Source organism: Candidatus Zixiibacteriota bacterium (genome assembly GCA_036480375.1).
In the GTDB taxonomy this organism is placed as follows: Bacteria; Zixibacteria; MSB-5A5; order GN15; family JAAZOE01; genus JAZGGI01.
Genome location: JAZGGI010000013.1, coordinates 1 through 25,672 on the forward strand (window position 1 = coordinate 1; position 25,672 = coordinate 25,672).

The 25,672-nt window shown below is 43.9% G+C and carries 23 protein-coding genes and 2 tRNA genes; 18 read left to right on the forward strand and 7 right to left on the reverse strand.

What is annotated here, in order from left to right; genetic code table 11:
• Positions 1–111 precede the first annotated feature (111 nt).
• On the forward strand, positions 112–534 hold the full coding sequence (locus V3V99_02815; protein MEE9441583.1) for a transposase: 423 nt from the start codon (positions 112–114) through the stop codon (positions 532–534).
• A 9-nt stretch (positions 535–543) separates the two neighbouring features.
• On the opposite strand, the gene V3V99_02820 is transcribed toward V3V99_02815, so the two are convergent.
• The 4 genes from V3V99_02820 to lon all read right to left on the reverse strand — a co-directional run bounded on the left by V3V99_02820 (position 544) and on the right by lon (position 6,851).
• A complete protein-coding gene (locus V3V99_02820) occupies positions 544–1,509 on the reverse strand; it encodes a DNA double-strand break repair nuclease NurA (GenBank protein ID MEE9441584.1) in 966 nt (321 codons plus the stop codon).
• A gap of 9 nt (positions 1,510–1,518) precedes the next feature.
• Positions 1,519–3,627: a DUF87 domain-containing protein gene (locus tag V3V99_02825; GenBank protein MEE9441585.1), complete on the reverse strand. Its 2,109-nt coding sequence runs from the start codon at positions 3,625–3,627 to the stop codon at positions 1,519–1,521.
• Between the two features lie 368 nt (positions 3,628–3,995).
• A complete protein-coding gene (locus tag V3V99_02830) occupies positions 3,996–4,169 on the reverse strand; it encodes a hypothetical protein (GenBank protein ID MEE9441586.1) in 174 nt (57 codons plus the stop codon).
• Between the two features lie 288 nt (positions 4,170–4,457).
• Complete coding sequence (gene lon, locus V3V99_02835; protein ID MEE9441587.1) at positions 4,458–6,851, reverse strand: endopeptidase La; 2,394 nt, start codon at positions 6,849–6,851, stop codon at positions 4,458–4,460.
• A 173-nt stretch (positions 6,852–7,024) separates the two neighbouring features.
• Here lon and V3V99_02840 point away from each other — a divergent pair.
• The 4 genes from V3V99_02840 (at position 7,025) to V3V99_02855 (ending at position 10,042) form a co-directional block, all read left to right on the forward strand.
• Positions 7,025–7,096, forward strand: a tRNA-Lys gene (locus V3V99_02840).
• A gap of 7 nt (positions 7,097–7,103) precedes the next feature.
• Positions 7,104–7,176, forward strand: a tRNA-Lys gene (locus V3V99_02845).
• Positions 7,177–7,690: 514 nt separating this feature from the next.
• Positions 7,691–9,130, forward strand: a complete 1,440-nt coding sequence (locus tag V3V99_02850) for a pentapeptide repeat-containing protein (GenBank protein ID MEE9441588.1) — start codon at positions 7,691–7,693, stop codon at positions 9,128–9,130.
• Between the two features lie 522 nt (positions 9,131–9,652).
• Positions 9,653–10,042: a hypothetical protein gene (locus V3V99_02855; protein MEE9441589.1), complete on the forward strand. Its 390-nt coding sequence runs from the start codon at positions 9,653–9,655 to the stop codon at positions 10,040–10,042.
• A gap of 187 nt (positions 10,043–10,229) precedes the next feature.
• On the opposite strand, the gene V3V99_02860 is transcribed toward V3V99_02855, so the two are convergent.
• The 3 genes from V3V99_02860 to V3V99_02870 are packed head-to-tail and all read right to left on the reverse strand — an operon-like array spanning position 10,230 to position 12,354.
• Positions 10,230–10,613, reverse strand: a complete 384-nt coding sequence (locus tag V3V99_02860; protein MEE9441590.1) for a hypothetical protein — start codon at positions 10,611–10,613, stop codon at positions 10,230–10,232.
• Positions 10,614–10,651: 38 nt separating this feature from the next.
• Positions 10,652–11,980, reverse strand: coding sequence for a radical SAM protein (locus tag V3V99_02865; GenBank protein MEE9441591.1), 1,329 nt, complete (start codon positions 11,978–11,980; stop codon positions 10,652–10,654).
• Entirely contained in the window at positions 11,977–12,354 is a 378-nt protein-coding gene (locus V3V99_02870) for a hypothetical protein (protein ID MEE9441592.1), read from the reverse strand. The genes V3V99_02865 and V3V99_02870 overlap by 4 nt, the downstream gene beginning before the upstream one ends.
• A 191-nt stretch (positions 12,355–12,545) precedes the next feature.
• Here V3V99_02870 and V3V99_02875 point away from each other — a divergent pair, with 191 nt between their 5' ends.
• From V3V99_02875 to V3V99_02935, 13 genes are all read left to right on the forward strand, one after another.
• Entirely contained in the window at positions 12,546–13,655 is a 1,110-nt protein-coding gene (locus V3V99_02875; GenBank protein MEE9441593.1) for a sugar phosphate nucleotidyltransferase, read from the forward strand.
• Entirely contained in the window at positions 13,656–14,279 is a 624-nt protein-coding gene (locus V3V99_02880; protein ID MEE9441594.1) for an SPOR domain-containing protein, read from the forward strand. It begins immediately after the preceding gene.
• Positions 14,276–14,914: an L-threonylcarbamoyladenylate synthase gene (locus V3V99_02885; GenBank protein ID MEE9441595.1), complete on the forward strand. Its 639-nt coding sequence runs from the start codon at positions 14,276–14,278 to the stop codon at positions 14,912–14,914. Before V3V99_02880 ends, V3V99_02885 begins: the two co-directional genes overlap by 4 nt.
• On the forward strand, positions 14,915–15,418 hold the full coding sequence (locus V3V99_02890; protein MEE9441596.1) for a low molecular weight protein arginine phosphatase: 504 nt from the start codon (positions 14,915–14,917) through the stop codon (positions 15,416–15,418). It begins immediately after the preceding gene.
• Positions 15,411–16,253, forward strand: a complete 843-nt coding sequence (locus V3V99_02895; GenBank protein MEE9441597.1) for a DUF3108 domain-containing protein — start codon at positions 15,411–15,413, stop codon at positions 16,251–16,253. Before V3V99_02890 ends, V3V99_02895 begins: the two co-directional genes overlap by 8 nt.
• A complete protein-coding gene (locus V3V99_02900) occupies positions 16,250–17,227 on the forward strand; it encodes a hypothetical protein (protein MEE9441598.1) in 978 nt (325 codons plus the stop codon). Before V3V99_02895 ends, V3V99_02900 begins: the two co-directional genes overlap by 4 nt.
• Before the next feature lie 20 nt (positions 17,228–17,247).
• Positions 17,248–18,783, forward strand: a complete 1,536-nt coding sequence (gene ftcD, locus V3V99_02905) for a glutamate formimidoyltransferase (protein MEE9441599.1) — start codon at positions 17,248–17,250, stop codon at positions 18,781–18,783.
• Positions 18,776–19,606 (forward strand): PHP domain-containing protein, encoded by an 831-nt coding sequence (locus V3V99_02910; GenBank protein ID MEE9441600.1) that lies wholly within the window; start codon positions 18,776–18,778, stop codon positions 19,604–19,606. Before ftcD ends, V3V99_02910 begins: the two co-directional genes overlap by 8 nt.
• Positions 19,607–19,626: 20 nt before the next feature.
• The gene (locus V3V99_02915; protein ID MEE9441601.1) at positions 19,627–21,693 is read left to right on the forward strand and encodes an MXAN_6640 family putative metalloprotease; all 2,067 of its coding nucleotides are present in this window, start codon (positions 19,627–19,629) and stop codon (positions 21,691–21,693) included.
• Positions 21,690–22,220 carry an ECF transporter S component gene (locus V3V99_02920; GenBank protein MEE9441602.1) on the forward strand — a complete coding sequence of 177 codons (531 nt, stop codon included), beginning with the start codon at positions 21,690–21,692 and terminating at the stop codon, positions 22,218–22,220. Before V3V99_02915 ends, V3V99_02920 begins: the two co-directional genes overlap by 4 nt.
• 64 nt (positions 22,221–22,284) lie before the next feature.
• Entirely contained in the window at positions 22,285–24,219 is a 1,935-nt protein-coding gene (locus V3V99_02925) for a hypothetical protein (protein MEE9441603.1), read from the forward strand.
• Between the two features lie 7 nt (positions 24,220–24,226).
• Positions 24,227–24,775, forward strand: a complete 549-nt coding sequence (locus tag V3V99_02930; protein ID MEE9441604.1) for an HD domain-containing protein — start codon at positions 24,227–24,229, stop codon at positions 24,773–24,775.
• Positions 24,776–24,829: 54 nt separating this feature from the next.
• Positions 24,830–25,534, forward strand: a complete 705-nt coding sequence (locus V3V99_02935; protein ID MEE9441605.1) for a DUF3800 domain-containing protein — start codon at positions 24,830–24,832, stop codon at positions 25,532–25,534.
• The last annotated feature ends 138 nt before the right edge of the window (positions 25,535–25,672 follow it).

Here is a 25,672-nt window from a genome sequence, read left to right on the forward strand (position 1 = left end):
TTGAGAAGTTCTTTAATTAAAGCGGGATCAATCGAATTCATGTTAATTCTCCTGTGTAAATGCTTCTCTTTTTAATTTCGAAGCATAATCAATTATTTACATTTACACAAAATTCCTTACAGGCTCTATAAAGACCGTAAGAAAATGGCTCAAGATTTAAAAACGATCTACAAAGCAGTCACCGTTGAACAGGCTGAAACGGCTCTTTTGGAGTTCGCTCAAATCTGGGATAAACGGTATCCGATGGTCAGTCAGTCCTGGCAATCCAACTGGCCAAAGATCATTCCTTTCTTTGCTTATTCTGAAGAAATACGCAAAGTGATTTATACAACCAATGCCATTGAATCTTTGAACTCTTCTTTAAGAAAGGTAACAAAAAACAGAAACAGCTTTCCAAATGATGAGTCAGCTATTAAATTGCTGTATATGGCACTTGATAATATTATGAAAAAATGGACCATGCCGATTAGGAACTGGTCGCTGGCAGTCCATCAATTTGCGATACGATTTGGCGAAAGAGTACCGAAGATTTGAAAAAACAAATTAACTGTTTACACAAAATTCCTGACAGGGCCCTTCAAAATGAGAGACAAATCCGCCGCTTTTCTCAATACCAACCAATATTATATCTTTGTCTGTTTCTGCCAATACCAGAGAGTTAACTCTTTTTAATTCCTTTTTTATTGAAGAACTTAACCATGCCGGAGGGCCAAAAATAGCCAATGGACCGTCAAGGAAGAATGCTATTTTATCCAAATTCTTGAGTAATCCCTTTCTTTCGAAACCTCTTAAAATGTGAATCAAGAATATTCTTTCCCAAACTTGCATCACATAGCTAATTGCTTCAGCATTTGAACCCATTTCATTAAATCTTTCATGGATTCTTAGTTCATCTGTTGAGTAAATTGGTCGTTTACATTTACCACAATTGCCATGGCCAGATTTAATATCCAATATCTCATCACAGTCCGAGTATGGACACTTGGCAGGATTTGTTGTAGGTTTTACTTTGAGCAGTTCTTCATAAGTTTCCAATAGGGTTGTTTTATCTTCTTCATCAAATGTATAATTGGCAAATAAATCAAATAGCTCATCACGAAATGATGATTTTGCAGAAATTTGTCTTCTTGTCACTACATTACTACTGGGTAATGCGGCGTCAATTGTAGCCGTTTTTTCAGTTTTTCTAAATTTTACGGGATCAAAAGGCCTATTTGACTCTAATTTTTCAACCAATCTCAAATCAATTAATACGCATGCAACCGTACAGTAACCAATCTTAGCACCAGGATAATCGCTTTTAATATCTATTTCAGTGTTACTACCATCTATCGCTAATACAAGTTGGGCAACATTGTCTTCACGAGATGGGGCTTTGGAAGGCTTAATCAACTCTCTTTCTTCATCGGAAATCGAAACCTTAGCTCTATTTAAGAGCTGTTTCACTCTCTCTGTTTCAGATATCCTATTTATAGTTTGATACTTTGCATATTCACCATCGTATGGCATAATTCCCCTTTATATACTAAAACGGTCAACTTGTACTGGTATAACGTAAGGATTAGAAAGTGTTTTTACGCGAATAAATCCCTTATCCTGGGCACGCAAAATACTACCCTCAAAATCGGCGAAGTCATAGAATTTCTTAATCTCTCTTGTTTCATCAGTATTGTTCAAGTGCCCAATAAACCAATTTGAAGTGTTTTTTAATATGTTTTTTTGTATTGAGCTGACTTCTTGAGTTGCATAAACTAATCCAATTTTATATTTGGCTCCTTCTTTTGCCGTCTTTACCCATACATCTTGCCAATCCATTTCTTTTGAAGAGGGTAAAATATTATGAGCCTCTTCAACATAGACAAGTAATTGAGTGGGGGCTTTGGCATGCCTAAATTTAGCTTGATTATGTTTAAAAATCACTTTCATTACACGGTCTGCTGCTGCTTTATTTAATTCAAGATTTCCGCTTGATTGATCTACAATTATTAGACATCCTTTTTCCAAATGTTTATATATCTCATCCGCATAATCTTCTGTATTACTATCTGTATGCTGGGCTAAAATACGGCCGATTAAACGTGCGCCATTGGGGCGGAAAAACATTTCAAGAATTTTAAGAAATGCTTCATCTGCCCAATTTCCAGAAGAGCTTTGTTGGACATATTGCATATTAAATGCTCCATAACCTGAACCACGATCCTTAATATAGTTGAATAATGATTCAAAAACTTGAATCATTTCTGACCAATTAGGATTTGTCTTTTTAAGTATTGTAGCACAACTTCCATAAGCGGCAGGATCTCCACCACTGCTATTTTGTAAATCTTGTTCCATTGCTTTAATTAATTTTGACTTAAATAGTCCTTTGATTTGTGGCGATAAGTTTGATGGAGGTTTTAATCCTGCCTTGAATAATAATGTCCTATATGCAAGTAGTCTTCTTTTATATCGTGTCATTTCAGAATAGTCACTTGGATCTGGAGACTCGAAATCGACATCTTCAAAATTCCTTATATATTTTGTATCTCCTTCAGGTAAAGTACTATTTATAATTTCTTTTCCGATCTGTATGTTCTTATCCAGATAGAAATTTAGCAGCATTAATTTTCTATCCGGATCTAATGGATGTTTTGTAATGCCGTAAGTTATTATATCTTGCTTAAGAGAATCATGTTTATCCGAAGGTCCACATTTCCAAACGTTTTTTATTGCTTCCGGATTATCACCTGTTCCAGAAGCATCTTGGACATTTTCATTAGCGTACTCACCGTTTGGATCAAAAATTATTTGTCCAATTCTTTGTCGATTTTCCTTCCATCGTAAGGAAAATATTGATTTCAGTATAATTTTGGTCGTGTTTGATTTGCCTGTTCGAGTCATCCCGAATAGCGCCGTTTTTTGGCCTAATAAATCAATCGGTGTTAGCGAAACATTGATACCATCAATGTTTTGAAATGACCTATGACTTGAAGCGTATCGTATCGTTCCAAATTCAACAAGACATTCTGGATTATCATTTCTTGGATCTCTGAAATTAGCAACTTTTCCCAATACTTTCCCAGTTGGTTTATAAACTTTCAATCCTTGATTAGGATAGTAATTGCTTATATCAGAACCGAACGTAAGCTTATAAACAGGGGATTCATCGGTTCCAAGATTTGAAATATAGTAAGTGCCCATAACTCTGCATTCAAGGCCGGCAAAATTTAAGAGATTATAAGTTGTAGGATCCATAATTCCCTTATCATCCCAATCTTTATCCACTTCACCACTAACCCTTTGAGCATTTTCGACCCGAATACGAAGGGCTTCTTCTGAATTTGGTAAATTGGCTTGATTTATGACCCTTAACAGAGTTACAGATGCATCTTCCTTTCTTAAATCAATTTCAGAATTAGGTTTTATTCTCGTTGCTATTAGGAAAGACAACGCCGGAATCCCACCCACCTTTTGGCGATGAAAATCATGAATCTGTACCAATGCTCTATCATATCCTAATGAATAGACTTCACCAACATAAGACGCTTCGTCAATCAGAGAAACCAAAAGGCCTCCTGCTGATGTTATATCTTCCGGAATTGGTTCATCGGAGACTCGGTCAGCAGCGTCGCTAACTATATCTGCCATATATTCCTCCTAATCGAAATAGTAGACTAGTATAACAATATATCTTTTTCATAACTCAATTTCAATCACTTTTGTCAATCTACCTTTATTATTCTTGGATTCAAGCCATTTAAGGACTTCTTTTTCTTTAAAACGAACAAACCTGCCTAATTTCATATGCGGAATATACCCGATATGAGTCCACTGGTAAATAGTAGATACCTTTACATCCAGCCATTTGGAGGTTTATACACCGAATCTGATAACGATATAATATATTGCGTATCAATGAATTATAAATGGAGGTGGGGGGAATCGAACCCCCGTCCGAAAAAGGCGTCAAATCATCTTCTACGCGCGTGGCCGTGACGTTCTTTCTTCTTCTACCGTCAATCGTCGTCTCCAACATCGTCTTCTTCAATCTTTTCGGCAACTTCTTCGGTTACGGCTTCTTTGGCTTCCTTTTCTGGGCAAACCTGCTCCTCCTGATTGCGTCGTACGTGGAACTCCTGCCGCCCGCGCTGCGACGGTTCCGCGGGGCGGATGTGAAGTACGGACGCCATGCCCCCATAAACCACCCCGGAGTTGCCGGGGACTCTAATTCGTGAGGGGATGGTGTCATGCGCGCTGGAAGGGGTCGGTAGTAATACAATTGGCAGGCGATCTAACAAGACTTGCAATTGAAAATGCCGCTTGTCACGCCCGAGCAATAAACACGTAGAACACAATGTTAACAGCAGACTAATCTCAGCGTACTTAAAATAATCTCTTTACCCTAGTACAGCATTAATACAGAAATACCTCTAATCATTTTACGCATGTATTACAATTACGTAAACGATTTAATGCTATCACATTTTTCCTTTTTTCCTCGTCGAAGCCTTTCTCACCGGTTTTATGAATTTGGGGCCGAAGATTATTTTCAGGGCCTGGTTAACCTTTTTGACTTTTCGCAGTTTCAAGCCCTTAGTCAAATCTTTGGGCAACTCGGAAATCTCTTTGGCGTTTTTATACGGCACGATAATCTCATTTATCCCGACCCTTTTAGCCGCTAATAGTTTTTCATTCAGCCCGCCGACAGGAATAATATCCCCGCTTAACGAAATCTCGCCGGTCATGGCAATATTGGTTGTAACTGATTTACCGGTGAAGGCCGAGATCATAGCCGCGATCATGGTTATTCCGGCCGAAGGTCCTTCCTTGGGGATGGCGCCTTCCGGAATGTGAATATGAATCTCGGTGTCGTTTATGATTTTGCCGTCAATGCCGAATCGTTCCGCGTTAGCCCGAATGTAGGTCAACGCGGCCGTGGCCGATTCCTGCATGACCTCACCCATCTTGCCGGTCATCGTTAGTTTATGCTGTCCCGATATCAGAGCGACCTCAATCGGCAGAATCTCTCCCCCGGTTTCGGTCCAGGCCAAGCCGATGGCGTAACCGGGCTCGGCTTTTTCCGGAACTTCCGAAAACTGATAAGTCGGTTGCCCGATTAATTTGACAATATCTTTCGGTTCGAGTTTGTATGAGCGGTGTTTTTTGCGGGTGACTTCTTTGAGAGTGATATTTCTGAAAATGGCGGTCAGTTTTCGTTCAAGTTCACGCACGCCGGATTCGCGGGTGTAATCCTGAATAATCGATGTCAAAGTCTTTCTTGGTATCTTAATACCAATGTGCTTAATAGAGAGCTGCTCCTTGATTTTGGGAATCAGGAACTGCCGGGCGATACCAACTTTTTCAAATTCAAGGTATCCGGGGAGGCGGATAATTTCCATACGATCCTGAAGAGGTATCGGAATTTCATGGAGAGTATTGGCGGTAGTAATAAACAAAACTTCCGAAAGGTCAAAATCGAGCTCCAGGTAATTATCCGAAAAGGCGATATTTTGTTCGGGATCGAGCACTTCCAAAAGCGCCGCGGCCGGATCACCGCGGAAATCGGCTCCGATTTTATCGACTTCGTCGAGGAGAAATACGGGATTGGCCGAGCCCGCCTTTTTGATCGACTGAATGATTCTTCCCGGAAGCGAACCTATGTAAGTCCGTCGATGACCTCTGATTTCGGCTTCATCATGTATGCCGCCGAGCGACATGCGTACGAATTTTCTATCGAGCGCCCGTGCCACCGATTTACCCAGCGATGTCTTGCCGACGCCGGGAGGGCCGACCAGGCAGAGGATGGGGCCGCGAACTTTTCCGGCCATTTTCAGCACCGCCAGGTGTTCCATTATTCGTTTTTTTGGCTTTTCCAAACTATAATGGTCATCATCGAGTATTTTCTGAACTTTTTTGAAATTGGTGCGGTCCTGGGTGCGGACATTCCAGGGCAGGATCAATATCCAATCAAGGTAACCCCGGACAACACCGGCTTCGGCGGAATAAGGATGCATGCGCGAGAGCTTTTTGATTTCGTCTTCGGCCCGAGCCCTGACCGGTTCGGGCGGATCGAGCTCTTCGAGCTTGAGATAAAGCTCGTCGATTTCATTGGAAGTGTCGTCGAATTGCCCCAGTTCCTCTTTGATTGCTTTCATCTGCTGCTGGAGATAATATTCTCGCTGGGACCGCGACAATGATTCCCGGACGGTGCCGTCGATGCGCTGTTCGAGCTTGAGGATTTCGATTTCGGAGGTCAATAAATCTATGAGAGAGTAAAGTTGTTCTTTGATTGATTCGGACTCGAGGATATGTTGTTTTTGATTGTTTTTCTGCACCAATTGGGCCGAAATCGTATCGGCCAGACGGCGATGATCGGAAACATTGGCCAGTTGCGTTATGACTTCATTGGGGATGCGGCGGTTGAGGTGAACGTAGTCATTGAAAAGATCAAGCACGCGACGAGCGAGAGCCTCAGTCTCAGTATCCTCAATATTGCGCTCCGGTTCGATGACATGAATCCGGGCCGTCTGGTATCCGCCTGTTTTTTTCAAAGACATAAGTCGGGCCCGCAGAAGTCCTTCGACGAGAACCTTGATAGTTCCGTTAGGAAGTTTCATTACCTGAAGGACGCGCGAGATAACCCCGACCGAATATAGATCACTCTTGGTCGGACGGTCCACCGAGGGACTTTTTTGAGCGACGAGAAATATGAGTTTGTCCCGGACCATCGCTTCCTGCAGGGCGTTGACGGTCATCTGGCGTCCGATCAGGAGAGGATATATCATATATGGAAAAACCACTACATCGCGGAGAGGGATGACTGGGAGATGCGGCTTTATTTCCAGTTTTTCATTGTTGTGCATGTAGCGCATAAATCAATTTCCTTTCAGTCTGCCCCACTAATAGGCAAATAATCGGCAAAAAGCAAGGGGGCGGGTGAAACAAAACAATAATCGGTCTGATCCTTTTCGTTCCATATATCAGGATGCAAAAAAAATTTGACTTTTAGGCCGGATAGACTATATTGACAGCCATAAAAAAAGATGGGGGTGTAGCTCAGGGGTAGAGCATCTGCCTTTTAAGCAGGTGGTCGAAGGTTCGATCCCTTCCACCCTCATTTTGATGCGCCATTAGCTCAGTTGGTAGAGCAGTTGACTCTTAATCAATTGGTCCGGGGTTCGAATCCCTGATGGCGTATTTTTTTTTGCGGAGAGGCTACACACTTTTAAATATTCACAGAGCTAATTAATCTTATTAAACAGTAGGTCGGGAGCCCCGCGCTCCCGACAATCTCGCGAAGCGGGATAATTATATTTATGGCAGCATCACAGGGATGCTGCCCTACTTACTGTGTCATTCCAGCGAAAGCTGGAATCCATGCAAACTCAAACTTTATTCAACTAACTTGGAATTATCCTCTTAATTTGATACACCACGCGATAGCCAAAAAGGGATGTCATCCCCGACAGCCAAAAATAGACCTTCGCCTGTTCCCTCAACCAGGCCATTTCCCCTCTTGAGAGGGGTGCCCGCAGGGCGGGGTGTGTTTGTTTTCCCACAACAAAGCTGTGACGCACCCGCCGGTTTTTTTCTTCGTGACACTTGATTAATTAAAAAAATAAGGTATGTTATAATCTATAAATGTTCGCATCCAATGCCTGACATCGTTTTATTACATTGAATTTATCTATCACGGGGGAGTACTGATAATATGCCGGAAGAAATAAAAACATGCCAGGGGCAAATTTGGGATCCTTCTATTTATACATTTAAAACCTGCAATCGTCCTTTGTATGACGATAAACATTGTATCTGTCATTCGGACGATCCCGATAAAGATATAGAGAAGTTTAGAACTGAAGTACAGAAACAGCTTGATAGAGAAGATTACCACGACTTTACCGAATTTGTATTTCCTAAAGATTTTAATTTTAGAGAAACAGAGTTTAAGCACGATGTATATTTTAGACTTGCCAAGTTTGGCGGTAAAGCGGACTTCTATTCTGCCAAGTTTGACGGTGACGCGAACTTCTATCATGCCAAGTTTGACGGTGACGCGAACTTCTATCATGCCGAGTTTGGCGGTGAAGCGTCCTTTTATGAAGCCGAGTTTGGCGGTGAAGCGTCCTTTTATGAAGCCAAGTTTGGCGGTGAAGCGTACTTCTTGTCCACCAAGTTTGACGGTCAAGCGAACTTCGGGGAAGCCAAGTTTGGCGGTAACGCGAACTTCTGGAATACCAAATTTGACGGTGAGATAGACTTCAGGTGGGCCGGGTTTGGCGGTAAAGCGGACTTCATATCTGCTACTTTTAAAAAGACAGTTAATTTTAAATGGATGTCTTTAAGCGAAAAAACAATTGTTAGATTTGATGGTGAAAATAATAAGAAAGATGAACCGGTATTTCAGGATACAGCTGATTTTTCAAGCATTAGAATTCCCGAAGATGCGGAAATTGTTTTTAGAAAGATCAATCTGAGTAAATGCGAATTTCTGGAAACAGATTTAACGAAAGTTGAATTTATTGATGTAAATTGGGCCAAGACCGGAGGGATTTTTAAATGGTTTAAGACCAATGCCGTATATGATGCGGTTAAAAATGGTAAAAACGGTAAATATGATTATGACCTGATTGCTCAGTTGTACCGCCGCCTCCAAATTAACTATATCGGTAAATGCTTTTACAGTGAAGCCGGTGATTTTCATATTGGCGAACAGGAGATGGCCAGAAAAGGCAAAGGCGAATTTTCGCGATTTTTCTGTACAAATATGTTCTATAAACTGATTTCCTACTATGGCGAGAGCTTTATCCTTCCCCTGTTTTGGCTGGCTTTAATTCTGATACTGTTTCCGGCTTTATTTCTCTACTCGGGAATTGATTTGCAATCATCGAGTGAACCGGCAAAGAACAATCCCCCGGTCGTTCGTTATGAGTTTTCGCCCAATCCCGCCGACTGTTTTTTGCTGACAGAAAATTACAAAAAAGCATTCTACAAAAATTTCTCCTTCATATCGTTTAATCGCTCTGAAATAGACAAGTGTCTCGTGAGTTTGGATATGAGGTTTTTTGCCAATTTGGAGATAATCATAGTGATTGTTCTTTTATCATTTTTTGTCCTGGCCCTAAGACGGCCGTATAAACGTCACATATAACAACTGCCGGGCGCCCCACAGTTTGGGGCTTATTGAAAAACCACCGCCGGGAGTTGCGGCAGGTCTTGATTTTGTGAAAACAAAATTGTGACCTGACGCAGGCCAAAAACTTATGACCGGTGGCCCATTGTCCCCGTTAAACGGGGACGGTGGGTTCCCGCTATCACATTATTGATTTTCAAAAATTCATCCAATTTGCCCTTAATTACTAAACTCCATACTTTTGTAGCGATGAAGCCCAACGGGCTTCAGCCAAACTAATGGCCTATCCGAAAAATTGGCAAAGCGTCTTTTCGACTGGGTTCCCGCAAAGAGTAAATTCAATTATCCAACCAATCCACCGCATTTTCTGAATTCATCCTCATAAGTAAGATGGAACATATTGCAAAAATACAATCGTCCGTAGGGGCTCGTCGCGACGAGCCCGCCCCACATTTCATGCCGAATCTTCGCATCGCTCGCGAGCGACCCCTACGGGAAAAAATGCATTTACCTTTTCCCCTCTTGAGAGGGGTGGCCCCCGTGAAACGGGGGACGGGGTGTGTTAGTAATCACCACCGATTTGATATGACCAAAAACGTTAATCTGAGGAAACAAACCCATTTTTACCGCAAATGTGGACACATGCCGGTCATCGAATCTTTGGCCAAAAATCCGGGTCATCTATGCGACAGCCAAAAAGGGATGACATCCCCGACAGTTGAAAACAGGCTTTCGCCTGTTGATATGACCCAAAACGTTAATCTGAGGAAACAAACCCATTTTTCCAGCAAATGTGGACACATGCCGGGCATCAAATCTTTGGCCAAAAATCCGGGTCATCTACGCGACAGCCAAAAAGGGATGACATCCCCGACAGCCAAAAACAGGCCTTCGCCTGAAAAAGGACAAAACGAACCCAATTCGGTGTAACTCAAATAGAAACAAGAAATTACAAGGAATTATTAGAAGAGAAAATGTGGATAACTCTTGAGTTGTCGTGCAATGGCTGGCATAACTCGTCATGCCGAAAAAATAATCATATTGGATGGGCGTGTCACCGAATCATCACTCAGCGCATCCAGGCAGAGGAGGATCGTAAATATCCCCGCATTCTATTCTACTCAGGCCGCTTCAATTGCAAATACGCGATAACGAACAGCACGCCAAAAATCAAATCGCAAATGGCGAACGGTTTCCATATCCACGGCAGGCCGGATATAATCCAATGACTGAATACGGTTCCGCAATAGGCAACTTTTAGCAGGATACCGTAAATTATAAAATGCCGCCAGGCGACCGGATTTCTGGCGATGGCAATAAACATCAGGCCGAAGATAATTAAAAGCGCACCTGGAAATTGAATGTAGCCGATATGATTGGGTGGGGTGATATTGTACATCTCGAAGATGGACATCCCGAACAACAAAAATAACAGCCCCAGAAGTCCGTCATAGATCCCGCCGATCCAGAATAAAACTGAAATCCATTTGTGTGATTTCATAATTGACTTCCCTTGCTTTGATCGTTCCCTGTGAAAGTCTATTTATGCTTTTTTATATATTGGCGCAACTGACTTTTGAATTTCTCGCGGCGTTTTTGAGTCACTTCTTCGCTGTATATTTTTTCCGCCAGCGAATGAAACCCGCTCCGAAGCTCTGTCAGGCTCATATTTTTGGGGATAAAATTGACATCAAACAGGCTCAGTTTGTGCCAGGCGTTTTCTTCGATGATTCTATCTTCCGACTGGAGTCTTTTATACAAAGGCGTTCCGGGGAAGGCGGTCTGAATCGTGATCTGGACTTCGCTCAAATCAGAATCCTCGACGAAATCAAAAACAGTATCGAAAATTTCCGGCATCTGGCCGTCAAGCCCTAGGACAAAGCAGCCGTTGACGCTGATGGCATGCGATTGAATCGTCCGGATAGCGTCTTTGTATTTGGTCCATTGTTTCATTTTCCAGTTGCTTCTGATTTCCAGGCCGTCAAGAGGCGGTTCGAGCGGACTTTCGAGTCCGATAAGCACCTGGGCGCATCCACTTTCGCGCATCAGTTCCAGCAAATCCGGATGTTTGGCGATTGATATATCGGTTTCGGTAAACCAGCGGATATTGCGTTTTTTAATTTCGGGCAATAATTCTCTCCAGTAGGAGATATTAATAAACGTGTTGTCGTCGGCTAATTCAATAAACGGTTTGGGCCAGATTTCGAGGATGGCATCGATTTCGGCCAGGACTTTTTCGGCCGGTTTTTGTTTGTATTTATCGGTGAGCAGAGTCGAACTGGCGCAAAATTCACATTGATGCGGACAGCCGCGACTGGTCTGAATCGTTAAGCGATTGTATTTGTCAATATCCAGCAGTCCGAAGGCCGGGAGAGGCGCGTCGTTTAAATCATATTCCTCGTCAATCGACCCGTAAAACGGTTTGAGAGATTTGTTCTCGGCGTCTTTAAGAACATCAGGCCAACTCAATTCGCCTTCGCCGATGACAACCGCATCGCAATGGGCTATGGCTTCTTTGGGGACGAAGCTGACATGCAACCCGCCCATGACAACCGGAGTATTGTTTTTGTGATAGATGTCGCCCAACAGATAAGCTTCGTTTATCTGGGCGCCGTAGCTGGATATGGCAACAAGGTCGTAATCCTGGGGGATGGAGTTGCCTTTGATGTTTTCCTGCAGGTCGGCGATTTCATAATAATCGACCTGGTGTGATTTTGGGGTCATGCCGGCCAGGGTCAAAAGACCCAGACTGGGAAGCGACGCGATAATTTTACTTCTCTCTACGAAACCGGGCAGCGTCAAACCCATTTCGAGAAGCTCGGTATCGGCGACACGGATACCGCTCATGGCTATAAGGGCAATTTTCATTCGAATAATACTCCATATAAAAATACTCCGACACCCAAAACCAGGCTAAGTACGGGAATAAAAAACAGATGTCGGAAATACATTCTGAAAGCGGATAGATAACATACGACCGGCATGGAAATAGCTCCGATGATGAGCATAATTGATGTGATGGGATAACCGGGATGATTGAGCGTCAAAAGAGTCAGGGCGTAAGCCAGGTTGATAAACCCGATTCCGAAAAATGCAATGTGCCCGAGGCGAATCATTCGGCGGCGCCACGAGGCGTAACCGCCGAGCCAGTCTTCTTTGTAAAAAAACATTCCCGGCACGGCTCCGGAGACAAATCCCAAAAAAATTCCAATCCACCCGGCGTACAGATTAATATTTTCCATGGCTGATCCTTTGTACGAATAATGTACCAATATATCTACAAACACACATTGTAAAAATACGGGTTTTTATTCCAGAAAGCAAACACCTCAATACTGTTTTTGTGCCAAAATTGATTTTGGCTAATTGGGGGTCGATTAAACTTTACTTGACTTTGAATCTGGGCTGGGGTATTATCTTATGCTGGAGTAAGTTGGCCGATTTTTTAGAGGAGAGATGTCCGTTGATTTATAGTGTCATTATGGCCGGAGGAAAAGGAGAGAGGTTTTGGCCTCTGTCGAACGAATCCCGACCCAAACAGCTATTGTCGATTACCGACGATAAATGTATGCTGGAGGTTACGATTAAGCGGATTGATGAATTTATACCCATTGAGCATACGGTTGTCGTCGCCGGCGAGAACATCAAGGACGCGATTCTGGTTAGATGTCCACTTATAAAAGAAGAGAACATGCTGTGCGAGCCATCCGGGCGCAATACCTGTCTGGCGATAGGGTACGCCGCTGTTCATTTACAAAAGCGTGATCCTGAGGGAATCATGGTTGTTCTGTCGGCTGACCATTTAATTCAACCGGCCGAGAAGCTGATAGCGACTATCAGGGCGGGAACAAAGATTGCCGCCAAACAGGATAATTTGATTACGATTGGCATAGTTCCCTCGCGCGCCGAAACAGCATATGGTTATATCGAACTGAGTGATGAGAAATACGAAGTGGATGGGATCTCGGTTTGCAAAGTATCGGCCTTCAAGGAAAAACCGCGACCTACCGTGGCACAGCAATATTATTACGGACGTAAACATCTGTGGAACTCGGGAATGTTTATCTGGTCGGTGAGCTCGATCTTAAAAGCCTTTGAAAAGCATATGCCGGAGATGCATCAGCAGCTAATGGAGTACTCCAGGCATATCGGGAAGAGCAGCGAAAAGAAGACGCGAAAAAAACTCTATGATGACGCCGAACCGGTATCGATTGATATCGCGATTCTGGAGCAGGCCGATAATGTCCTGACCTTACAGGGTAAATTCACCTGGGACGACATTGGCAGTTGGCTGGCTTTGCAGCGATTTAAAAATACTGATAAAGAAAATAATGTCGTTATTGGCAAAGCGGTGCTGGCTGGTACATTTGAATCCACGATTGTAAATGATACCGGCGGTTTGGTGGCCACGCTGGGCGTGTCAGATTTGGTGGTCGTCCGTACCGGCGATGTTGTTTTGGTGGCTCACAAAACTCATCTGGATAAAATAAAAGGCTTGCTGGATAAAATCGCCTCCGATGAAGATTTGAGGAAATTTCTGTAAATGTCTGTCAAATATATTATAACAATTATCTTCGCTTTCGGTTTACTCATTATCAGCCAATCATGCACAAAACGTACTTCCACCGTTTCTGAACCGGCCGAGCAAACGGCCAGTGGCGTACCATTAGATCCAATGGCTGGTGCGATAGATCGTGAGGTTGTTCCGGAAGTCTATCCAATCTATGTGTCTGCCGCACCTGATGCGGGGGATTCATTAGTATCTCCGGTTGATATTACCTATAATAAGTTTGACTCGCTTCAGTCGCAAATATCACCGACCGACGTTTATCGGGTGCAGATATTTACTTCTCGATTATATACCGAAGCCCGTAAGGAAAAAGCGATTGCCGATGAGATTTTCAATCTCCCGGTATATCTCGATTACGAGGTGCCCTATTATAAGCTCCGGGTGGGTGATTTTGCCAAACGAGAAGAAGCCGAAAACATGATACCCGAGATTCGTTCCATTGGTTATCGCAGCGCCTGGGTAGCGAGAGTTAATTTACGGGTGCGTCCAGCTCCGGATATTATGATAGATGAAGAGCCAATTTTGCCCACTCCTGAAGCCGATTCAGCCAAAGTATTAGAAGAAGGTGTGATTGAAGACCTGGAGGATGAGCGGTGAGTCGGGAAATAAAGTGTGATCCGGTTCACCCTGAAGATAAAACAGTTCAAACAATAATTGCGGCCTTAAACGGGAAAAGGATTGTTGTTTTACCGACCGAAACTCAATATGCTCTGTCGGTTCGAGCCGACGCATCGGCTCTGGAGAAAATTGGGCGGATAAAAAAAAGAAATCTCGATTTGAAACCGGCTTTGTTTGTAAAAGATATGGATATGGCCGAAAAGTTTTGCATGATAAATAAAATCGCCCGGCAGTTGGCGGAAAAATTTCTCCCGGGACCATTAACTCTGGTTATGCCGGAGAGGAAAGGTCAGAGTTTTATTCCTTCCGAGTATAAATCCGAACTCGGTTTTGGTTTGCGCCTGTCTTCATCGCCCGTAATTGCGGCCGTAATGTCAGGCATGGATCGCCCGGTAACGGCTACATCGGCCAATATCAGCGGTCAATGCGGTTCTTCGGATATTAATTCTATCAGGCAAGAACTAGGTGATGCTGTAGATTTATACGTTAACGCCGGGCCCTGTCGGGCCATAACGCCTTCGACGGTGTTGTGGGTTGGGGATGATACGAAAATTCTAAGGCCGGGTATGATACCTGAACGTGAAATTGAAAAAGCGTTGGCGGAAATCAATTAGATGAGCCGATTCAAAGTATTATTCGTGTGTACCGGTAATACTTGCCGGTCGGCAATGGCCGAGGGAGCTATGCGAGTATTACTTGAAGGTCGTGGGGTAGATTATATAGACGTGTTATCAGCCGGGACCGGAGCGATCCCTGGTTGCCCGGCGACACTATACGCTATTGAAGCCGCCAAAACCTGGCACGCCGATATATCCAGGCATCATTCCCGGCCGTTATCGTCTGAACTTTTGGAGGAGTCCGATTTGATTCTCGCCATGACATCGGGTCATTACCGGACGATAATTTCGGTGAGTCCCGAAGCGGCTGCTAAAACATATTTGTTGAAAAAATTTCCTGAGACCGGCGATGACGGCGAAGGTGTGCCCGATCCAATCGGCGGTTCGCTGGATATATATAATCATACTTTTCTGGAAATCGGTGAGGAATTGGGACGGATACTTCCCGATATAATTGAATTGGCAAAAAAGAAAATGGGAACAACCGGGGCAGATGATTAAAACGATAATAAAAAATGCCATAGTTTTTCTGTTAGTCGTGGGTGGATTAACACCCCTTGGTTATTTTGCTCGCGTGCAATACGGAGTGGCGCAGGATAATGTTCCCGATGAGAGCAAACCGGCAATTGACGCCCCCGAAGAGATAAACAGGTATATTGAAAACAATGCTTTTGGTGTGGGCGAAAAGCTAAATTTTGACATAGGGTACGGATTTATAAACGCCGGTACGGCGACTATGGAAGTCGCGCAATTGATTGAGTTTAATAATCGACCGGCATATCAGATTATAACGACCGCCAATTCAAATAAATTCTTTTCCTCCTTTTATCCGGTCAAGGACAGGGTCGAATCAATTGTTGATGCCATTGGGCTTTTCTCATGGAAATTCGATAAAAATTTGCGGGAGGGAAAATATCGAGCGCATCGGAAATATGAATTTGATCAGATTAATCATTCGGTGGTTTATAAAAATGATACGATTGAAGTGGCTCCTTACGTTCAGGATGCCTTGTCCATCCTTTATTTTATTCGTACCCAGAAACTCGAAGTGGGTAAATCAATTTTCATAGATAACTTCACGGATGGAAAAAAATATCCTCTGGAAGTTAAGATTCGGAAACGCGAAACGATAAAAACCAAAGCCGGTAAGTTTGATTGCCTGGTGGTGGAGCCTATTCTTCAGTCGGCCGGAGTTTTTAAGCATGAAGGTAAACTTACCGTTTGGATGACCGCCGATCGGTTGCGCCTGCCGGTATTAATGAAATCAAAAGTTGTCGTGGGATCAATTTCGGCTGAATTGACCGATTATACATTGGGGCAATTGGAGGAATTTTGAGGAAAAAATTTGATTCGGTCGATTTGAGTCGGGTAAAAACGATTTCGCTAGAATCCCGTCCCTCGTTAGCATCGATTAAGTCTCTGGCCGGAATTCCTTCTGTTGCCGGGGCGGACAAATTTTTTGACAGCCTCCCGGGGTATTTAAAAGCCAATGATTTAAAGAATTTAATCGCCGGTATTATCCGGGCGCGTAAGAAAAATAAGCCGGTTATTATCATGGCCGGAGGGCATTTAATCAAAGTCGGATTATCACCCGTCATTATCGATTTGATGAAATCAAATTTGGTAACCGGGATTTGCCTTAACGGGTCCGGAGTTATTCATGACAGCGAGATCGCGATTGCGGGAAAAACTTCGGAAGATGTAGCGGCCGGCATCGGCGATGGAAGTTTTGGGATGTCGCGCGAAACGTCTCGACTGTTTTCGGAAATTGTCAAATTGGCTGAAGATGAAAATATCGGTTTGGGGCAGGCGGCCGGGGAAGTATTGGTATCAAAAAAGGCACGTTTTTCGAAATATTCTCTTCTGGCAACCTGTTATAAATTGAAAATTCCGGCGATGATACATATCGCGGTTGATACCGATATTGTTTGCCAGCATCCTGAGTACGATGCCGGAGCCACGGCTCGGGCGAGCCATCGGGATTTTAAGATACTGGCGCATCAAATATCCAAAGGCGAAAACGGCGGTGTGTTTATAAATATCGGTTCGGCGGTTATTTTACCGGAAGTTTTTCTGAAAGCTCTGACGGTGGCGCGCAATATCTACGGGCGTCCGAAGAAAATAATCACGGCCAACTTCGATATGATTATGCATTACCGCCCGTCGATGAATGTGGTTAAAAGGCCGACCATGCACGGAGGAATCGGCTATAATTTTGTCGGTCATCATGAAATCATGATTCCTTTGTTGGCATGGGGGCTAAAATCTCAATTACGTAAATCGCTCAGACGAAGAAAACGTCTGAAATAAAATCAACGGAGTCAAAAAATATGGCACAACTGGTTGAATGCGTTCCCAATTTTTCGGAGGGGCGCCGCCCCGAAGTTATCGATGAGATTATTCGAGAAATTACTTCGGTAGATAATATCATCCTTTTAGATAAAGAAATGGATCCCAGTCATAATCGAGCGGTGGTGACTTTTGTCGGTCCGCCAATGGAAGCGAAAGAAGCCGCGTTTCGGGCCTACAAAAAAGCCGCCGAACTGATCGATATGCGCGAACATTCAGGTGAACATCCTCGTATGGGAGCTACCGATGTCTGTCCTTTTATTCCCATATCTGATATAACCGTCAAGGAATGTATTCAACTCGCCAAAGAGCTGGCCCAGGATGTCGGTGAGCAGCTTCAGATACCGGTCTTTTTGTACGAGGAGGCAGCAACCATTTCTCGGCGCAAGGATTTGGCCAAGGTCCGCACAGGGGAATATGAAGGATTATGCGAGGCAATCGGCAGCAACCCAAAGAAAAAACCTGATTATGGGCCGGAGAAAATGAATCTCAAGGCGGGTGCGACGGCAATTGGAGTTCGGATGTTTCTGGTCGCGTTCAACGTCTATCTTGATACCAAAGATATTAAAGTCGCCAAAAAGATAGCCAAAGCGATCAGGTCTCGCTCGGGCGGATTCATGTATTGCAAGGCACTCGGATTTGAGATTGAGGAGCGCAATTGCGTTCAAGTTTCGATGAATCTGGTCAATTACAAAAAGACGCCGATTCATCGGGTCTTTGAAACGATCAAGCTCGAGGCGGCTCGGTACGGCGTTAATGTTACGTCTTCCGAAATAGTCGGATTGGTTCCCAATGACGCCCTGGTTAAGGCGGTTGATTACTATTTGCGTTTGGAGAATTTTTCCAAGGATCAGATATTTGAAGAGAAGCTAATAAAGTCGGCCGAGATGCAAAAGAGTTCAGTCGATGAATTTTTCAATGAAGTTGCTGCGGCGACTCCGGCTCCCGGCGGCGGATCGGTGGCATCGGCGGCCGGAGCTCTCGGAGCGGCTCTGGCTTCAATGGTCAGCCGCTTGACGGTGACAAAGAAAAAATACAAGGCGGTTCATGATGAGATTTCGGCTATTCTTACGCGCAGTGAAGTTTTGCGCGGGGAACTGGCGGAATTGATAATTAAAGATAAAGAGGCTTTTGAACGGGTTATGGCCGCTTTCAAGCTGCCTAAAGATACCGAAGAAGAAGTCAAACATAGGGCTACTGTGATAGAAGACGCCAACAAGGGGGCTTCTTTGGTACCGCTGAAAGTCGCCAGAAAATCACTTGAAGTATTATCTCTTTTGAAAGTTGTCGCGGAAAAAGGGAATGAGAATTCCATAACCGATTCGGGAGTAGGCGCTCTCATGGCCAAGGCAGCCATGGACGGAGCCATCTTAAATGTTCGTATTAACCTTTCCAGTCTTTCGGATAAAGACTTTGTCAAGAAACTTTCCGGCGAGATTGAGGGTTATATAACGCGAGGAGAGACGCTGGCCGATGAAGTAGCGCGTATTGTTGAGCAGAAATTAATTAATGCCTGACCTGATTGATTTGCATATACACACCGACCATTCCGACGGTCGGCAATCACCGGCTGAAGCCGTTAAAATCGGAATTGCCCTCGATTTGAAAGCAATTGCCATAACCGATCACGATGCCGTTTCGGGAGTAGACGAGGCCGTCGCTTGCGACGCCGGTAAAGAAATTGAGGTAATATCGGGAATTGAGCTTTCGGCCTCCAAGGCTGACGATGATATTCATATACTTGGTTATCTCTTTAGAACCGATGACGCGAGACTATTGGAAGCGCTTGATAGATTCCGTAAGATTCGTCTCGAACGGAGTAAAAAGATGGTTGAGCGCCTGAGCGGTCTCGGTATAAAGATAGATTACGATGAAATAGTGAAATTGGCTGACAAGGCGCCGATAGGGCGGCCGCATGTGGCCGAAGTGATGGCCCGGCATGGTGTGGTTTCGAGTTACGAGGAAGCGTTTCGCGATTACCTGAGTTTGAACGGCCCCGTTTACGTTCCCAAGGCCAAACTAACTCCCCGCGAAGCGATTGAGCTTATTCATAACGCCGAGGGAGTGGCCGTCATGGCTCATCCCGGATTGACCAATGAAGATGACTTGATTGAGGAGATGGCGTATTGGGGACTGGATGGTATTGAAATATTTCATCCGACTCATAAACCGGCGAAACGCAAGCGGTACCGGAGACTGGCCGAGAGATTGGGATTGTTTTGTACCGGCGGCTCGGATTCACATAATCGGACCGGGCGTTATGGAAATATCGGCCATGAAAAAGTACCGTACGAATATTTAACCGTGATGAAATCAGTCTGGGAAAAACTGCGGAATTGATTTGGAACAGGAGATTTCTTTTGAAAAAATCATTGATTTTGATAATTGTGCTTCTATGTGCTCAGAATATACAAGCCGGAGCGATGTCGGCGGAGGAATGGCTCAAATACGCTTCTGATGTTAAAACATATCTGGAAGATTATAAACAGAGGATGGCCGCCGGTGAAGAGCAGCCGATAAAATGCGGTACGCCTATCTTTCTTGATTTGCATAACAAACGGCCGGATAATGTGGCCACTGCGACTCTGGATTTTGGCGATAGACTGGATTCCATGTCGTTTACGTACGGTACCACGCATTTCTTATTTCATTATACCGACACCGGCCTGGATTTAATATACCAATTTGACAGGCAGGATAGCCTCCCGGGAACGCCAAATTTCATATTTATGGCTGGCATATATTCCGAGCAGGTTTATGATCATCTGATCGATGATTTGGGATATGATGTGCCTTTGTCTGATGGATATTACAATGGCGGCGGCGACGGACGAATTGATATTTACTTTTCTGATGTCCCGTTTTACGGCGCCACATTTGCCGATTCGATGGTTACACCGGTAACATATACGTCATATCTATATATGGAAAATGATTATGATGGTTTTCAGGGTTATGAGAATGATCGCCTGGCAGCGCTGTCTGTGACGCTGGCCCATGAAATATTTCATGTTATCCAGTTCAGTTATGATATCGCGGAAGTTGAAACGACGCCGATTCCCAGAGATTTAAATGCTTCATGGATAGAGATGTCGGCGGTTTTCATGGAAGAAGAACATTTTGATGATGTCAATGATTATGAGAAGTTTTACCTGATATTTTTCTATAACTTCCCGCATTATTCTTTGCGATTCGGAACATATCAAACAGGCTTTTACGAAAATAGGAATTTACATATGTATGGTTCGGTAGTCTGGCCGTTATTTCTCGCTCAAAAATATGATTCCGAAATTATCACTCAGATATGGGATAGTTGCCGTGCGACGCAGGGACCCAATTGGGTATCTGCTACAGATGATGTCATAAACACCCGATCAGGCGGAACAGAGTCGATGTCGAGCTTATTTCGGGAATTCGCGCTGTGGAACCTGTTTACGGGATTGAGGGCGAGACCGGGAGAGTATTTTGAGGAGGCGGATCTCTATAACATGGTTCTTCTCGCCGATGAGGTTAATTCTTATCCGGCGGTTATTCAGGTTGATGATTCTCTGCAGCCGGATTGCTGGGCGGCGAATTATATCATGCTAAATAATCTTTCATCAATGACCGAAGGTATTAGAATCACTTTCAACCCCGCCCCGGGATATCCATGGGATTTGCAGGTGGTCGGTTTGCCGTCGAATGTTTCGGCGGACCCGATTTATTTTGATCCCGAAATTTATGATGAAAATACGACACATATATCAATTCCCGACGCTTCCAGCTTTAATCAGATCGTTTTGATCCCATCGGTTTTGGGAACTATCGATTCAACCATAGATTATTCGATGGTTATTTCGGCTTTGGGGGAGGGAGTGATACGGCCAAACGGCGGCGAAGTCCTTTATGCCGGTATGGTCTATGATATCTCATGGTTTTTTGCCGATTCGATCACAACGGTTGATATTGATTTGTCAACCGACAATGGCGTGAGTTGGAGCGATATCGCCGAAGTTAGCAATTTGGACGCGGCTTATACATGGACAGTACCGGAGTTGGCTTCTACAGAATGTTTAATTCGTATCGCCGATGCTGATAATCCGTCCAGTTTTGATATTTCCGACGCGGTTTTTACGATTGATGTAGCCGGCGGGAACCAGGTATTTGATCCTTATCCCAATCCTGGCTGGGTTCAGTCGCATGATTCAGTGACTTTCAAAGCGGTCATCGCGCCGGGAAATTCCGACCAATTAATGAAAGTCACTATTCTGAATATGTCTGGTGAAAAAATCAGGGATATAGACATGAGTTTATCCGGGATCGGCAGCCTTACTATCGGATGGGATTTCAAAAACAATGATGGAGAGATAGTGGCGGCCGGGCCATATATAGCCGTGATTGAACTCGGTGGTGAAACATATTTGAAGAAAATTATGGTTCTGCGATGATGAAGCGCAGTCGGCTTATAGCCAGAGTGGCGATTTTTTCCGCTCTGGCTTATGTCTTCGCATACGCCAGTTTTTATATTCCTAATGTCAGTTTGATTTTTATCGTGATATTCGCCGCCGGGGCTATTTATGGTATTCGCGTTGGGATACTTGTCGGGGGGATCGGCGAATTTTTATGGACTGTTTTTAATCCGTACGGTATGGCGACCGTCCCGACAATGATATCTCAGATTGTCGGCATGATTCTGGTGGGCGCTCTGGGCGGATTTTTGTATGGGTTTCCCTTTATCAAAAAAGTGTCGCCAACCGGATTTATCATCTTCGCCATTTATGGTTTGCTTTCAGGGCTTGTTTTTCAGATTTTACTAAACGGTGTTGAAGCCTGGCTGTACGGTCCATTCTGGGAATATCTGCTGGCGGGAATGTCATTCGCGCTTTTTACGATTTTCTCGAATATGGTGATATTCCCGGTTTGTTATCCGGTGATTGTCAAGTTGTGTAGTGCGGAGAGTAAAATTGGAATTTAGGTTTTTTTTGTTGCTACTTTATATTCTGATAATAATGATCGTCGTCCCAGCTTATGGGGGAACGATGCCCTCAGATTCTGTTCTCAATCCAATCGATAGTTCATTCACGATTGATAGTACTCTAAACAATCCTCACGACAGCCTGTTTATGGCCGATAGTCTGACAATTGATTCTCTCGCAGATGAATCGGTCCCTGAGAAATATATTCCAGGTATAAAAATTACCGACAGCCTGAATTTTTATTTTGTTCGTCAGTGGCATAGATTTGACGTCATTGATTTTGATCTTTACCCTCGTGATGCGGCGGGATTTTTAAATAGTGAGGCATCTTATTATCGGTTGTCTTATCATGAAACTCCATTGCGGACGACGGTTGCTCCCTTTGGTCTGCCGGGCCAACAGATGTATATAAGCGATGGCAGTATTCCGTTTTTGCCGTATGACCGAACCATTCCTCCCGATGGCGCGCTGGATTATTCCGATTTTTCAACGGGTGATATCGATCGGGCGGGAATCATTGAGGGCCCACTGGCGTCGCTTAGTTCCTTCACCGGTGGATTGTCAGCTCTTTATATGGAACCATTTGCAATACCCGAAGGCAAGGCGGAATCTCAATTCACCGTAGAGAGGGGAGCATTCGGATACGCCCATACTCGGGGACGATTGGCGCGAATGTTTGGAGATGGATTTGGGGTCGCTTTTTCGACCGATTACCGCAACGGCGACGGATACAATCCTGATGCCAATGATAACAGTTATTATGTCAAGACGCGGATTGTCGGGCATCTAATGAGAAATACCGATTTCGAGTCGAGTATCCACGTCTATCGTCGCAGAGGGAGTTTTCCGATTATGCCGGATTTGGGCGGAAATACTTTCAATCGTTTTCGGCGTGACAATAAAATCAGTCTGAATATTACCAGACATGATTTTCTGGGCGGGCAAATGACCGGTAATTTCAATTATCAGTCATCCAGGTCAGGATATTCATCTTTTGCGTCTTCAGTGTTTCGAACTATTAAACCGATTTATTATTCATCGCAAATTGCTTATACGAGAATTCATGATGCCGGCATGTTTTATCTTTCAATTCTCGGCGGTAAAAATAAGTTTGATATTAATCAGCTATATCTGTCGCAAAATTACGGCATGATTACAATCGCAGATTTTCGGTCTTTTTTGGGCGGCACACAGTTTGTTTTCGCGCGTCTGAAAAATATTGAAACGGATCATCCGGCTGTTGAGGGAGCTGTCGGTTGGTCGCATGATTGGAACCAAAGCTTGAAGACTATGCTTTCGGTCGGCTATTTGATGAGATTTCCAACACTTGACGAACGATACGCCGATTTCCGGTCGGGCTCTATCGGCAGCCTGGGCGTTCTCGCGGGCCCATATTCCGAAAGCGGTAATCCCGGATTACAGCCGGAAGAGAAATTAATAGGCAACGTAAGTCTGCAATTCAAAAAGGAAAATTATAATATATTGATAGCCGCTAACGGCGGTAAACTTAATCGAGCAATTTATTATGATCGCCGCTTTTCGCCGTTTTATACATCGGGTGAAGTCATTCCTCAAAATGATTCGATTCAATTTGCCGATTTAAATTTATCCGGCTCGTTTTCAAATTTGGGACCTTTCTATGGTTCGGTTTCGGCGACGGTGCGAAAGGTTGATTCGGACAGGTACGGCAATCGACCGCCGTATTCTCCGCGCTGGCAGACATACGGACAGTTGGGACTTAAATTCCTCATAACAAGATATGATATTTATATGCGATTGTTTGGCGAGATGAGCCATACCGAGCAGCCGTTGTCTTATAATTTGGAACCGCTCGAAACAGAGGCTCTTTTCTCATGGGGCGTCAACGCTTCGATGCAAACTTTCACATTTTATTACCTGATGCACAACGCGACCGGCCAGGTTTTTCCCGCGCCGGAAGGATATGGGTATTCGGGATGGTTTTATAGTTGGGGGATAAACTGGAAATTTTTCGATTGAGGTTATTATGATAACGCGAGACAAAGCCGCCGCGCTGGTGGAACAAAAAGTCAAAAATATAAATCTGCGCAAGCATATTTATGCGGTTGAGGCGGGGATGATACGGCTGGCTGAGCATTGTAATGAAGATACGAATATCTGGGGATTGACGGGACTTTTGCACGATCTTGATTATGATAAAACGGTTAAAAATCCGAACAAGCATACGTTTATCACCGAAGAATGGCTCAAGTCATACAATTTACCCGATGAGATGATGCAGGCAATCCGGTGTCATCCGGGGCATGAACCATGCCGCTCGCGCCTGGATTGGGCCCTGTACGCGACCGACCCGACGACCGGATTTCTGGTGGCCTGCGCTTTGATGCACCCCGGTAAACGGCTTGAGGGAGTCGATGTCGATTTTATGCTGAGGCGATTCAAGGAAAAACGCTTTGCCGCCGGAGCCGAACGGGAAAACATCTCGGCTTGCTCAAATTTGGATTTGGAACTACCCGATTTTCTTGTGCTGATAAAAGAGGGCATGCTCCGGATTGGGGATGTGTTGGGGCTGTGAGGTTGTTAATTTAATCAATTTGAGTATGATCACATTAAATAAATGAGAGGCTTTATGGCTGAAACCATAAACATATACTGTGATGAAAGTTGTCATTTGCAAGGAGATCATCAGAAAGTCATGATTCTTGGCGGAGTCTGGTGCCCACTTGAGAAAGTCAAATATATTTCCCGCCAGATTAAAGAAATTAAGAAAAATCATGGATTTAAATCGACTTTTGAAATAAAATGGACAAAGGTCTCACCTGCAAAGATAGATTTCTACTTAAATATTGTAGATTATTTCTTTGATGATAACGATTTGCATTTTAGAGGATTGATAGTCCCTGATAAAACAAGGTTGAATCATGCTTCATTTAATCAGACGCATGATGATTGGTATTATAAAATGTATTTTGATATGCTTAAAATTATCCTAAAGCCAAACACCAAGTATAATATATATTTGGATATTAAAGATAGTAATAGCGCGTCAAAATCCGAGAAATTACAGGAAGTATTATGCAATAATATGTATGATTTTTCTAGGGACATAATACAAAAAATACAAATTGTTCGCTCGCATGAAATTGAGCTTTTACAACTTGCCGATCTATTTATCGGGGCTGAATCATATATAAATAGAGAACTCAAATCTAGTGAAGCAAAGCTTACCTTAATTGAACGAATAAAAAATAGAAGTGGTTATAGTCTCACTAGGTCTACACTTATGGGTGAGGATAAATTTAATCTGTTTAGATGGCAAGCGACTGAGGTATAACGATGAGTAATAAGAGGTGGTCCTGGTTTGTTGGACAGTTTGACGGCTGATTTAAGGTGTATTCGGTTTGGTTGATTATGCCGCCATGTTGTCAAGATATACCTCCATCGGTGTTTTGTCATCAAAAAAGGAATGCGG

Bases quoted from the DNA above. Each gene is read 5' to 3' on its own strand.
- V3V99_02820 (MEE9441584.1), bottom strand. From the start codon at position 1,509: ATGCCATACGATGGTGAATATGCAAAGTATCAAACTATAAATAGGATA.
- V3V99_02825 (MEE9441585.1), bottom strand. From the start codon at position 3,627: ATGGCAGATATAGTTAGCGACGCTGCTGACCGAGTCTCCGATGAACCA.
- V3V99_02830 (MEE9441586.1), bottom strand. From the start codon at position 4,169: ATGGCGTCCGTACTTCACATCCGCCCCGCGGAACCGTCGCAGCGCGGG.
- lon (MEE9441587.1), bottom strand. From the start codon at position 6,851: ATGCGCTACATGCACAACAATGAAAAACTGGAAATAAAGCCGCATCTC.
- V3V99_02850 (MEE9441588.1), top strand. From the start codon at position 7,691: ATGCCGGAAGAAATAAAAACATGCCAGGGGCAAATTTGGGATCCTTCT.
- V3V99_02860 (MEE9441590.1), bottom strand. From the start codon at position 10,613: ATGAAATCACACAAATGGATTTCAGTTTTATTCTGGATCGGCGGGATC.
- V3V99_02865 (MEE9441591.1), bottom strand. From the start codon at position 11,980: ATGAAAATTGCCCTTATAGCCATGAGCGGTATCCGTGTCGCCGATACC.
- V3V99_02870 (MEE9441592.1), bottom strand. From the start codon at position 12,354: ATGGAAAATATTAATCTGTACGCCGGGTGGATTGGAATTTTTTTGGGA.
- V3V99_02880 (MEE9441594.1), top strand. From the start codon at position 13,656: ATGTCTGTCAAATATATTATAACAATTATCTTCGCTTTCGGTTTACTC.
- V3V99_02890 (MEE9441596.1), top strand. From the start codon at position 14,915: ATGAGCCGATTCAAAGTATTATTCGTGTGTACCGGTAATACTTGCCGG.
- V3V99_02895 (MEE9441597.1), top strand. From the start codon at position 15,411: ATGATTAAAACGATAATAAAAAATGCCATAGTTTTTCTGTTAGTCGTG.
- ftcD (MEE9441599.1), top strand. From the start codon at position 17,248: ATGGCACAACTGGTTGAATGCGTTCCCAATTTTTCGGAGGGGCGCCGC.
- V3V99_02910 (MEE9441600.1), top strand. From the start codon at position 18,776: ATGCCTGACCTGATTGATTTGCATATACACACCGACCATTCCGACGGT.
- V3V99_02920 (MEE9441602.1), top strand. From the start codon at position 21,690: ATGATGAAGCGCAGTCGGCTTATAGCCAGAGTGGCGATTTTTTCCGCT.
- V3V99_02925 (MEE9441603.1), top strand. From the start codon at position 22,285: ATGCCCTCAGATTCTGTTCTCAATCCAATCGATAGTTCATTCACGATT.
- V3V99_02930 (MEE9441604.1), top strand. From the start codon at position 24,227: ATGATAACGCGAGACAAAGCCGCCGCGCTGGTGGAACAAAAAGTCAAA.
- V3V99_02935 (MEE9441605.1), top strand. From the start codon at position 24,830: ATGGCTGAAACCATAAACATATACTGTGATGAAAGTTGTCATTTGCAA.